The sequence below is a fragment of the Phenylobacterium sp. genome (assembly GCF_046590535.1).
Classification (GTDB): domain Bacteria; phylum Pseudomonadota; class Alphaproteobacteria; order Caulobacterales; family Caulobacteraceae; genus Phenylobacterium.
On the sequence record NZ_JBKJTG010000166.1, the window covers coordinates 1 to 10,399 of the forward strand.

Genomic DNA, 10,399 nt, shown 5'->3' on the forward strand with positions numbered 1-10,399 from the left:
CAGCTTGGCGAAGTCGAGCACGTCGTTGACCAGGGTCAGCAGGTGGTGGCCGCTGTCATGCAGGGCCGTCACATAGGTTTTCTGTTCGGCCGTGAGCTTGGTGCCGTCCAGCAGCCGCGCCATCCCCAGCACCCCGTTCAGCGGCGTGCGGAATTCATGGCTGAGCGAGGCCAGCTGCTCCGCGCTGATCTGGGCGCGGTTGGGCCGGCGCTCGGAGAGGGGTCGGGCGGGTTTACGCATGTCGGCCGAGGGATAGGCGGCAACGGCTTAACGGTCAGTCAAACCCGCCCGCCGGCTGCTACAAAACCGCGCGATCGTTAGACGGGAAAGCGCACAAACACTCTGCAAAGTAGACGAAACGCCCAAGGCGCGGTTTACTACCATTCTAGACCCCGTTCCCTTCGAGGGCGTGATGACCGCTGTCGACCTCCTGACCCCACGCGAGCGCGAGTGCCTGCGCCTGGTCGACCAGCATCTGAGTTCCAAGCAGATCGCCCGCGAGTTGGGCATGTCCAAGACCTCGGTCGACACCTATTGCGACCGCGCGCGGCGCAAGCTGGGCGTGGGCGATCGCTATCAGGCGGCCAAGCTTCTGCGCGAGGTGGACGTCCTTAACCCTGTCCTGATCGCGTCAGGACAGGACGCGATCAGGACAGACACTGCCTCCGATTGCGGGCTCGATGAGCCGGCAGCACAGGGGGACCCCGATGGGCGACTGGCCGAACTTCGAGAACAGGGCAGTGATCGGCAAGGCGCTACGCCTTCGTCGGGAGATCGACGACTTCGAGGCCCGCTGGCCGGCGCTGGCCAAGCGGGAGGAACTCCTTCCGGGCTTCTCCTGGACGCAACTCGAGCGGCAGCTCGTCGATCTGTCGGCTACCGCGGCGCAGGCGGACATGGCCCGGCACCTGGTGTCGGCCACCCGGAAGCTGGCCCCATTCAAGCCGCCGGAAATGGTGCTGCGGGAAATTCTCTGCCTCACCTGGGTTCTCCTGGACGAGAACTTCAAGGGCGAAGTGGAGGTGGGCTCCGCCGAAATGAGCTGAGCCCCGTCGCAAGGCTCGGCCTTGTCGTCGCGATCGCGGTCATCACGGCCCTGGCTTTCGGGGGCATGCTGGCGGGTCTCGGCGAGCTGGGTCACCTGGCGCACAACCTGCTGAAGGCCTGATCGCCTAACCGCGATTAACCAAGGACCTCAACGGTCCGGAAACCTCGAAATCAGAAACTGAGAGCGCGCGGGGACCCCGCCGCGCATGGAGAGAACGCATGCTCAAGCAACGCCGTATCGCGGCCGAACAGGTCGCTGGCGCTCTTTTCGAAGCCGAGAGCGCAATCGACGCCGCCATCACCAAGGCCGCACAGCTCACAGCGATGATGCCGCTCCTGCGCCAGTCGGCCGGCGCCTCGGCCCTCATCGGCCAGGACGCCCTCGAACGCGCCACCCAGGCGATCATGTCGCTTTCGGAAGCGCGCCGGGCCATCGTCGAGACACACAAGGAACTCAGCGTCGTCCAGACCCAGATAGGGCTCGGCGCAGTGAAGCTCGAAGGTCCCGGTGGCGACAAGCCCCCGCCGATCGAACGGGACGGCGAGCGCCAGCTGCGCCAACTTCGCGCGGTGCACGCGGCGTAACCGTCGCTTTCTTTGGACCTGCAAGTCTGACAGATTCGACCCTCGGGGGACCTTCCCGGGGGCCTTGTCTTGTCCAGCTATCAGCTCCCTCTCTGGGTATGGCCCATCGTGCTGGTGGTGGCCTGCACTCTGGCGGTGCTGCGCGGCCGCGACACCGAACGGCTGGCCGCGGGCACCGTGCTCCTCTCATGGTCGCTGACCATGGTTGTCTTCCAGAAAGGCAACGAGGGCACGCAGTGGCCTGTGCTGCTGACCGACGTCGCTCAGCTGCCGGTCTTCCTCTGGCTCGCGCTGCGGACTCCCCGCTACTGGCCGCTGTTCGCCGCCGCCTTCAAACTGCTGCTCGTCGTCACCCATCTGGCGCGCGCGGTCGACCCGACGATCAGCGGCTGGGCCTATCAGACCGCGGGGATCGCGTGGAGCTATCTCGCACTGTTCTCGATCGGCTACGGCGCCTGGACCGCGCCGCGCCGCTACGCGGAGATCGACGCCGACGAGATCAGAGAAGCCCCCGGCGCGACCCTGCGGTAGATCAGCGCCTCGGCCACATGAACCCGGCGCACCGCGTCCGCGCCCTCCAGGTCGGCGATGGTGCGCGCTAGCCTTAGCGTTCGCGTCCAGCCGCGTGCCGTGAGACCGCCAGCCTCGGCGGCGCGGGAGAGCAGCGCGCGGGCCGGCGGGTCGAGGTCGGCGATGGTCTCGAGCCAGTCGCCCTCGGCCAGGCAATTCAGCTTTGGCGCGCCCTCGGCCCCGGCGGCCCGCTCCGCCTGGAGCCGCCGCGCCGCCAGCACCCGGGCGGCGGCGGCGGCGGTGCCTTCGCTGGGCGACGGCAGGGCCAGGTCGGCGGCGGTGACCGGCGGGACCTCTACCTGCAGGTCGATGCGGTCCATCATCGGTCCGGAGATCCGCCCCTGGTAGTCGGTCTGGCAGCGCGGCGCGCGTCCGCAGGCCCCGCGGCCCGGCCCGCCATGCCCGCAGCGGCAGGGGTTCATCGCCGCCACCAGCTGGAACCGGGCGGGATAGCGAATGTGGGCGTTGGCGCGGGCCACCACCACTTCGCCGGTCTCGAGGGGCTGGCGCAGGCTATCCAGCGCCTGGGAACCGAACTCCGGCAACTCATCCAGGAACAGGACTCCGTTGTGCGCCAAACTCACCTCACCCGGCTTGGCCTTCAGTCCGCCGCCGGTCAGCGCCGCCATGCTGGCCGAGTGGTGAGGCGTGCGGAACGGCCGGGCGCGAGTGAGCTGGCCCCTGGCGATCAGGCCCGCCACCGAGTGGATCATCGAGGTTTCGAGCAACTCCTCCGGGGTCATCGGCGGCAGGAGGCCCGGCAGGCGGGCGGCCATCATCGACTTGCCGGAGCCGGGCGGGCCCGAAAAGAGCAGGTTGTGGCCCCCGGCCGCGGCGATCTCCAGGGCTCGCTTGGCGTTCTCCTGGCCCTTCACGTCGCGCAGATCAGGGCCCCGCTCGCCGTCCAGCATGGTCCCGGGCTTCGGCGGCGAGAGCACCTGGGTCCCGCGGAAGTGATTGACCAGAGCGATCAGCGACGGGGCGGCCAGTATGCGGGTGTCGCCGGCCCAGGCCGCCTCGGGTCCGCAAGCCTCCGGGCAGATCAGGCCCAGGCCCAGGGCGCCGGCCGCCACCGCCGCCGGCAGCGCGCCGGCCACCGCGGTGATCCGGCCGTCCAGCGACAGCTCCCCCATGGCCGCCCAGTCGGCCAGGGCGTCGGGCGGGATCACCCCCATGCCGGCCATGATGGCCAGGGCGATGGGCAGGTCGTAGTGGCTGCCCTCCTTGGGCAGGTCGGCGGGCGCCAGGTTGGCGATGATCCGCCGCGCCGGCAGCGCCAGGCCCAGGCCGGAGAAGGCGGCGCGCACACGCTCGCGGCTCTCCGAGATCGCCTTGTCGCCCATGCCCACGAGGAAGAACTTGGATTCGCCGCTGGTGAACTGCACCTGCACGTCGACCCGCACGGCCTCGACGCCCTGGAACGCCAGCGTCACCACCCGCGCCGCCATCCTCAACCCCTTGTGTTTCGCCTGCACTTATCCACAAGGCCACCACGAAGCCTGGCCCGGATCAAGAACAAAAATAGAACTTATGGGGAAGGTGAGACGTTTCCGTGACTTCCCGGCGTCTTCTCGCCGGCCGGGCTAACCGGCCGCCCGAAGCGCTTCAATCCGCTCCCAGAGAATCTCCGCCGCATCGATGCCGGTGAAGGTCTTCAGGGACGGCGCGCCGGTGGGGGAGGTGACGTTGATCTCGGTCAGGTAGTCGCCGATCACGTCGATGCCGACGAACAGCAAGCCACGCCGCTTCAGTTCAGGGCCGATGATGGCGCAGATCTCCCGGTCGCGGGCCGACAGCTCCACCGGTTCGGCCTTGCCGCCCACCGCCAGGTTGGAGCGGATCTGGCCCTTCTCCGGCACCCGGTTGATCGCCCCCACCGGCTCCCCGTCCACCAGCAGGATACGCTTGTCGCCCTTGACCACCGAGGGCAGGAATTTCTGCAGGATCACCGGCTCTGAGCTGATCTGCTCGTGCAGCTCCAGCAGGGCGTCGAGGTTGGGGTCATCGGCCAGCAACCGCGCCACGCCAGAGCCCCCTCGCCCGTTCAACGGCTTGACCACCAGGTCCCCATGGCGGGCCCGGAACTCATACATCGCCTGTCTGTCGGAGGTGATCAGGGTCGGCGGCTGCACCCCCGGGAACTGGGTGACGAACAGCTTTTCCGGCGCGTTGCGGACCTCCGCCGGGTTGTTCACCACCAGGGTCTTCGGGTGCACAGCCTCCAGGAAGTAGGTGGTGTCGATGTAGGTCATGTCGAAGGGCGGGTCCTGGCGCAGAAGGACCACGTCGAACTCGGTCAGCTCGGGGCGGCGCCAGTCACCCAGCCGGGCATGGTCGCCCTTCACCCGCCGGACGCTGACATCGCGGCCGCGGGCGAACACGCGGCCTTCCTCCAGGGCGAGCCTGTCGGGGGTGTAGACGAACAGGCTGTGTCCGCGGGCCTGCGCCTGCTCCATCATCAGAAAGGTCGTATCGCCTTCGATACCGATCCCCTCGATGGGATCCATCTGGACGGCGACCTTCAAAGACATGCGCGCGAGCTCCCGACAGCCAACAGCGACATAAGGCGGCGGGCGGTGAAGCGCCAGCATCCGCGCATCGGGGCTAGGCGCGATCCGCCGGCGCGGCTAACACCGGCCCATGGCCATCGGCGTGTTCGATTCCGGCGTGGGCGGGCTGACGGTCCATCACCGGCTCGTGGAGCGGTTCGCGCGGGCCGACTTCGTCTATCTGGCCGACCAGGCCAACGCCCCCTACGGCGGCCGGCCGGGGGAGGAGATCGTCGACCTGACCCGGGCTGGTTGCCAGCGGCTGTTCGACGAGGGCTGCGACCTGGTGGTGCTCGCCTGCAACACCGCCTCCGGCGTGGCCCTTCGCCGCCTGCAACAGACCTGGCTGCCCGGCCTGCGCAAGGCCAGCGGGCGCCCCGCCAATGTGCTGGGCATCATCGTGCCGACTATCGAGGCGGCCACAGGACTTGCCTGGGAAGCCGAGCCGGAGCGGCGCGGCGACAAGGTGGAGAACCTGGACATCCTGGCGGTGTTCTCGACGCCGGCCACCGCCGCCAGCCGGGTCTATGAGATCGAGATCGACAAGCGCCGCGAGGATGTGGCGGTGTTCTCCGAATCCTGTCCGGAGCTGGCGCGGATGATCGAGGCCGGCGCGGGCCGGCGGGAGCTGGCGGAGGTGATCGCCGGCCATGTGAAGGCGATCACCGCGCGGATCGGCCGCGCTCCGGACCGCGCGATCCTCGGCTGCACCCACTACCAGATCGTCGCCGACCTGTTCCGCCAGGCCCTGCCCGCGGGCACGCCCTTGATCCACCAGCCGGACGCCCTGGCCGACGCCCTGGCGATCTACCTGGACCGCCACCCGGAGTTCGCGCCCGGGACCGGCGGCCGGCGGCGGTTCCTGACCACCGGCGCGCCGGGCGCGCAAACTAGCCTGGCGGAGACTTTCTGGGGGGCTCCGCTAACCTTCGAGCCGGCCTAGGGGGGTAAATCGTGACCGGAAAGCGGGACTAGCGCCAACCGGAGACGGGGGTACTGGCTTGATCGATTGTTCGAGCCATTGCCATAGACCCCGCCTATGCTCACCGCATGCTTCCCACCATCCGCCAGCTCCAGTACCTCAAGCTTCTCGCCGAGAACGGGACGTTTGGGCGGGCCGCCGAGGCCGCCAGGGTCACCCAGCCGACGCTGTCGGCCGGCATCCAGGAGCTGGAGCGGGCGCTGGGGGCGGCGGTGGTCGACCGGGCGCGTTCAGGGGTGATCCTGACCACCGTCGGCGAGGAGGCCCTGCGCCGCGCCACCGCCATCCTCAACGAGGCGGAGGAATTGATGGAGGCGGCCAGGAACGCCGGCCAGCCGCTCACCGGCCGCTTTCGGCTGGGGGTGATCCCCACCGTGGCTCCCTATCTGTTGCCCAGGGCTCTGCCGATGCTGCGCGAGCGGTTCCCGAAATTGCGCCTGTTCCTGCGCGAAGACCTGACCCAGCGGCTGATCGCCCAGCTCAAGGCCGGGCAACTCGACGCGGCGCTGATCGCGTTGCCCTTCGACATGGCCGGGCTGCAGTGGGCGCACGTGGCGGACGACGAGCTGGTGGCCGCCATGCCGTCAGGTCATGCCTTGGCGCGCAAGGCGTCGGCCTCGCCGGCCGCCATGGAGAAGGACGGCCTGATCCTGCTGGAGGATGGCCACTGCCTGCGCGAGCACGCGCTTGCCGCCTGCGGCCTGAAACCGCCGAAAAGCCACGGCGAGGAGGTCGCCTTCGCCGCCACCTCCCTGGCGACCCTGGTGCAGATGGTGGGGTCGGGCCTGGGGATGACTTTCCTGCCGCAGATGGCGGTGAGCGCAGGCCTCGCCGAGCAGGCGCCGATCACCGTCCTGCCCATCGACGCCGATCACGCCAGCCGCGAGATCGTGGTGGCCTGGCGGGCAGGCTCCAACCGCGGCGCGGAGGGCAAATTGCTGGCCGAGGCTCTAAAGGGCGTCTAGCGCGTTACCAAGGCAAAGCTGGAGAGAAACGCCGATGCGCCTGGTCCTGGCCGTCCCCGGGTCGGCCGCGCCATGATGAACCTCGGCATGGCGCTCCAGAACCGCATGTCACCGCGGATCACGCCTGCGGAGGTCGACCGCATCGTGGCGATGATCGACGACACCGCCGCGACGGTGGAGACGACCTAGTCCATGAGCTTCTGGGCCAGGTAGACGTAGTGCCGCGCCCAGCGCCCGGCGTTCAGCTCGGGGTCGGCGTCGTTGGCGTGCCCCCCGAAGGTCTGCTCGTAGTAGAGGTAAGGCACGCCCAACGCCTCCAGCCTCGCCGCATATTTGCGCGCATGACCGGGATGCACCCGGTCGTCGCGGGTGTTGGTGGTGATGTAGGCCTCGGGATAGGCCGTCCTGGCCTTCAGGTTCTGGTAGCCGGAGTACCTGGCGATGAAGGCGCGGTCCGCCGCTACGTCCGGGTCCCCGTACTCGCCCACCCACGAGGCGCCCGCCGACAGCTTGTGATAGCGCAGCATGTCCACCAGCGGGCTCTCCACCACCACCGCGTTCCACAGCTCCGGATGCTGGGTCATGGCCACGGTGGTCAGCACACCTCCGTTCGAGCGGCCATAGATGCCCAGGCGGCGCGCCGAGGTGATCTTGCGCGCGCTCAGGTCCCTGGCCACCGCGGCGAAGTCGTCGAAGGCCAGTTGCCGCTTCTCGCGGAGCACCGACTGGTGCCAGGCCGGCCCGAATTCGCCGCCGCCACGGATGTTGGCGATCACATAGGCGCCGCCCCGGGCCAGCCACAGCTTGCCCATCTCCGGCAGATAGACCGGTGGCTTGGCGACCTCGAAACCGCCGTAGCCGTACATCAGGGTCGGCAGGCTTCCGTCCGCCTTGATCGCCTTGGGTCGCACCAGGAAGTAGGGGATCTTCGTCCCGTCCGTCGAGGTCGCCCAGAACTGCTCGACCACATGGTTTGACGCGGCGAACCGCGCCGGCAGGGCCTTCACCTCGGCGGCCCGCCCGCGGGCGGCGTCTGCAAGCCACAGGCTGGTGGGCTCCAGGAAACTCTCCACCGTGGCGAACAGCTCCTCGCTGTGGCCGGCGGTATCGACGAGCGTGATGTTGGCGTCTTTCGGCAGCGGCAGGCGCCGCGCGCTCCAGCGGCCGGCCGTCAGATCATAGACATCCACCGCGCCCTTCACGTCCTCCAGGAGGGCGACCACCAGCTTGCCTTCGGTGGTGGAGACCTGCTGATCTTCCAGCCGGGTCCCGCTTCAGCGCGGCCAGGTCATAGGCGATCAGGGCGCCGGCGCCGAACCCGCCCCAGGGCTGCTGGACAGCGAACACCGCCTGGCCGTCCACATAGCCCCGGTACTGCGCCTTCGTGGGCAGGGGTACGCGGGTCAGGCCGGAGTCGCCGACCAAGCTGAACTCGCTCTCGAAGAAGCTGACCCCACGGCGCACCATCAGGGCGTCGGCCCGGTCGCCGTCCCCGCGCAACACGATGGGGGTGGCGGAGACGTCGGTCTTCGCGCCCCGGAACACCTCCCGCGCCGAGCCGTCGCGCCCCAGCACCTTCAGCACATAGGGATAGCCCGAACCGGTGACCTCGGCCGGCGTCCAGGCGCGGGCGGCCAGCAGCGTGTCGGCGTCCACCCAGGCCAGGGTCTGCTTGCCCTCGGGAAAGCGGAAACCGGTGGCGCGAAACGTCCGCGTGGCGGTGTCGAACTCGCGGACCTCCACCGCGTCCCCGCCGCCGTTGGAGAGCCGGACCAGGCAGGTGGTCTCCAAAGGCTTCAAACAGTCCGCGCCCTTCCAGATCCAGTTGCGGCCCTCGGCCCTGGAGAGCGCGTCCAGGTCCAGGATCGTCGTCCAGGCGGGCTGGGCGGTGCGGTAGGACGCCAGGGTGGCGTGGCGCCAGATCCCGTGGACGTTGGCCGCGTCCTGCCAGAGGTTGTCGATCCCGCCGGCGCGGAAGCCGGGCGTCGGGATGCGGTCCTGGGCGGTGAAGATGGCCCGGGCTTCGGCCAGCATGGCTGGGTAGCGGGCGTCGCCTTCCAGGCGCCTGGCGGACTTGGCGTTCTGGCCGGCGACCCAGGCCATCGAGCGGGCGGAGTCGATGTCCTCCAGCCAGATGTAGGGGTCGTCCTCGGCGTGGGCGGCGGGAACGGCGAGGGCCACGGCGCAGAGGCTGGCGAGCAGGGCTCTCATGTCGCATTTTAGCCTCAGGGAGAGGCGCCTGTCTCCCGTGGCGTGCCACGCGCGGCGTTCTCCACTATATGTCCGCCGCCATGAGCCGTCCGTTCCTCAAGATGAACGGGCTCGGCAACGACTTCGTCGTGGTCGAGGCCCGCTCCGCCCCCTTTGCGCCCACGGCGGCGCAGGTGCGCGCGATCGCCGATCGCGCCGGCGGGATCGGCTGCGACCAGCTCATCGCCATCGAGCCGTCGCCCGACGCCGACGCCCGCGTGCGTTTCTGGAACGCCGACGGCGAGGAGGTCTCCGCCTGTGGCAACGGCTCGCGCTGCGTGGGCTGGCTCTTGATGCAGGCGTCCGGCTTGGACGTGGCGGTCATCGAGACCAGGGCTGGACGGCTCACCGCCACCCGCGCCGGCGATCGCCTGGTCAGCGTCGACATGGGCGAACCGGGCCTGGACTGGACGGAAATTCCGCTCAGTCATGCCCACGACACCCGCGCCCTCGACGTCACTCTGCATGATCATCCCGCCCTGGCCAGCCCCCCCGGCTGCGTCTCCATGGGCAATCCCCACGTGGTCTTCTTCGTCGACGACCTGGCGGACGCCCCGGTGCGCGAGGTTGGCCCCGCGGTGGAGCGCCACCCTCTGTTTCCCGAGCGCGTCAATGTCGGCTTCGCCCAGGTGAAGGCTCGCGACCGGATCGCGCTGAAGGTCTGGGAGCGCGGCGCGGGCGTGACGCAGGCCTGTGGCACGGGCGCCTGCGCCGCCCTGGTGGCCGCCGCCCGCCGGGAGCTCACCGGCCGCGCCGCCACCCTTGAGCTCACCGGCGGCGATCTCTTCATCGAGTGGCGTGACGACGGCCATGTGATCATGACCGGGCCCGCCGCCGTCGACTTCGCAGGCGAACTGCCATGACCGACGCCGTCGACATCGTCACCTTCGGCTGCCGCCTCAACGCCTATGAGAGCGAGGTCATCCGCAAGCGCGCGGCGGAGGACGGCCTGGTCGACGCCATCGTCTTCAACACCTGCGCGGTCACGGGCGAGGCTGTGCGCCAGGCCCGCCAGGCGATCCGCAAGGCCAGGCGCGCGCGGCCCAGCGCGAAGCTGATCGTCACCGGCTGCGCGGTCCAGATCGACCCGGCCGCCTTCGCCGCCATGGAGGAGGTCGATCTCGTCTTGGGCAACGCCGAAAAGAGCCAGGCCGGCGCCTACGCCCCCGCCGCCGAGGCCCTGGGTCGGGTGCGGGTCAACGACATCATGAGCGTGCGCGAGACCGCCGGGCACCTGATCGATGGGCTGAAGGACCGGGCGCGGGCCTATGTGGAGGTCCAGAACGGCTGCGACCACCGCTGCACCTTCTGCATCATTCCCTATGGCCGCGGAAACTCGCGCTCCGCCGCCGCCGGCGAGGTGGTGGAACAGGTCCGCAAGCTGACCGCAGAGGGCTACCGCGAGGTGGTGCTGACCGGTGTCGACGTGACCAGCTGGGGCTCTGACCTGC

At 69.5% G+C, this 10,399-nt stretch carries 12 protein-coding genes and 1 pseudogene; 8 read left to right on the forward strand and 5 right to left on the reverse strand.

Annotated features, from left to right (window positions below; all coding sequences use genetic code 11):
• The coding region (locus ACLL81_RS09980; RefSeq protein WP_411288189.1) for a histidine kinase dimerization/phospho-acceptor domain-containing protein at positions 1 to 240 on the reverse strand (240 nt) is incomplete at its 3' end.
• Positions 241 to 412: 172 nt separating this feature from the next.
• Between ACLL81_RS09980 and ACLL81_RS09985 the strand changes: the two are divergent.
• The 4 genes and pseudogenes from ACLL81_RS09985 to ACLL81_RS10000 form a co-directional block, all read left to right on the forward strand.
• Positions 413 to 577, forward strand: a pseudogene (locus ACLL81_RS09985) (response regulator transcription factor); the annotation flags it as partial.
• 130 nt (positions 578 to 707) lie between these two features.
• Entirely contained in the window at positions 708 to 1,046 is a 339-nt protein-coding gene (locus ACLL81_RS09990; protein WP_411288190.1) for a hypothetical protein, read from the forward strand.
• 220 nt (positions 1,047 to 1,266) lie between these two features.
• Positions 1,267 to 1,632 (forward strand): hypothetical protein, encoded by a 366-nt coding sequence (locus ACLL81_RS09995; RefSeq protein WP_411288191.1) that lies wholly within the window; start codon positions 1,267 to 1,269, stop codon positions 1,630 to 1,632.
• Between the two features lie 69 nt (positions 1,633 to 1,701).
• A complete protein-coding gene (locus ACLL81_RS10000; protein WP_411288192.1) occupies positions 1,702 to 2,163 on the forward strand; it encodes a hypothetical protein in 462 nt (153 codons plus the stop codon).
• On the opposite strand, the gene ACLL81_RS10005 is transcribed toward ACLL81_RS10000, so the two are convergent.
• Together ACLL81_RS10005 and gshB are read right to left on the reverse strand one after the other, a co-directional pair.
• Positions 2,106 to 3,650 (reverse strand): YifB family Mg chelatase-like AAA ATPase, encoded by a 1,545-nt coding sequence (locus ACLL81_RS10005; protein WP_411288193.1) that lies wholly within the window; start codon positions 3,648 to 3,650, stop codon positions 2,106 to 2,108. The genes ACLL81_RS10000 and ACLL81_RS10005 overlap by 58 nt on opposite strands.
• A 135-nt stretch (positions 3,651 to 3,785) precedes the next feature.
• Positions 3,786 to 4,733 (reverse strand): glutathione synthase, encoded by a 948-nt coding sequence (gene gshB / locus ACLL81_RS10010; protein WP_411288194.1) that lies wholly within the window; start codon positions 4,731 to 4,733, stop codon positions 3,786 to 3,788.
• A 109-nt stretch (positions 4,734 to 4,842) separates the two neighbouring features.
• On the opposite strand from gshB, the gene ACLL81_RS10015 reads away from it, so the two are divergent.
• A complete protein-coding gene (locus tag ACLL81_RS10015) occupies positions 4,843 to 5,694 on the forward strand; it encodes a glutamate racemase (protein ID WP_411288195.1) in 852 nt (283 codons plus the stop codon).
• A gap of 107 nt (positions 5,695 to 5,801) precedes the next feature.
• A complete protein-coding gene (locus ACLL81_RS10020; RefSeq protein WP_411288196.1) occupies positions 5,802 to 6,698 on the forward strand; it encodes a LysR substrate-binding domain-containing protein in 897 nt (298 codons plus the stop codon).
• Between the two features lie 185 nt (positions 6,699 to 6,883).
• Here ACLL81_RS10020 and ACLL81_RS10025 read toward each other — a convergent pair whose 3' ends face one another.
• Positions 6,884 to 7,921 carry a prolyl oligopeptidase family serine peptidase gene (locus ACLL81_RS10025; protein ID WP_411288197.1) on the reverse strand — a complete coding sequence of 346 codons (1,038 nt, stop codon included), beginning with the start codon at positions 7,919 to 7,921 and terminating at the stop codon, positions 6,884 to 6,886.
• A complete protein-coding gene (locus tag ACLL81_RS10030) occupies positions 7,875 to 8,909 on the reverse strand; it encodes a hypothetical protein (protein ID WP_411288198.1) in 1,035 nt (344 codons plus the stop codon). The genes ACLL81_RS10025 and ACLL81_RS10030 overlap by 47 nt, the downstream gene beginning before the upstream one ends.
• Before the next feature lie 80 nt (positions 8,910 to 8,989).
• Between ACLL81_RS10030 and dapF the strand changes: the two genes are divergently transcribed.
• Both dapF and ACLL81_RS10040 read left to right on the forward strand, forming a co-directional pair.
• Positions 8,990 to 9,811, forward strand: coding sequence for a diaminopimelate epimerase (dapF, locus tag ACLL81_RS10035; protein ID WP_411288199.1), 822 nt, complete (start codon positions 8,990 to 8,992; stop codon positions 9,809 to 9,811).
• A partial coding sequence (locus tag ACLL81_RS10040; RefSeq protein WP_411288200.1) for a radical SAM protein occupies positions 9,808 to 10,399 on the forward strand: 592 nt, incomplete at its 3' end. The genes dapF and ACLL81_RS10040, both read left to right, overlap by 4 nt.

Coding starts and splice junctions, on each gene's coding strand:
- ACLL81_RS09990 (WP_411288190.1), top strand. CDS start 708: ATGGGCGACTGGCCGAACTTCGAGAACAGGGCAGTGATCGGCAAGGCG.
- ACLL81_RS10020 (WP_411288196.1), top strand. CDS start 5,802: ATGCTTCCCACCATCCGCCAGCTCCAGTACCTCAAGCTTCTCGCCGAG.
- ACLL81_RS10030 (WP_411288198.1), bottom strand. CDS start 8,909: ATGAGAGCCCTGCTCGCCAGCCTCTGCGCCGTGGCCCTCGCCGTTCCC.
- ACLL81_RS10015 (WP_411288195.1), top strand. CDS start 4,843: ATGGCCATCGGCGTGTTCGATTCCGGCGTGGGCGGGCTGACGGTCCAT.
- dapF (WP_411288199.1), top strand. CDS start 8,990: ATGAGCCGTCCGTTCCTCAAGATGAACGGGCTCGGCAACGACTTCGTC.
- ACLL81_RS10005 (WP_411288193.1), bottom strand. CDS start 3,650: ATGGCGGCGCGGGTGGTGACGCTGGCGTTCCAGGGCGTCGAGGCCGTG.
- gshB (WP_411288194.1), bottom strand. CDS start 4,733: ATGTCTTTGAAGGTCGCCGTCCAGATGGATCCCATCGAGGGGATCGGT.
- ACLL81_RS09995 (WP_411288191.1), top strand. CDS start 1,267: ATGCTCAAGCAACGCCGTATCGCGGCCGAACAGGTCGCTGGCGCTCTT.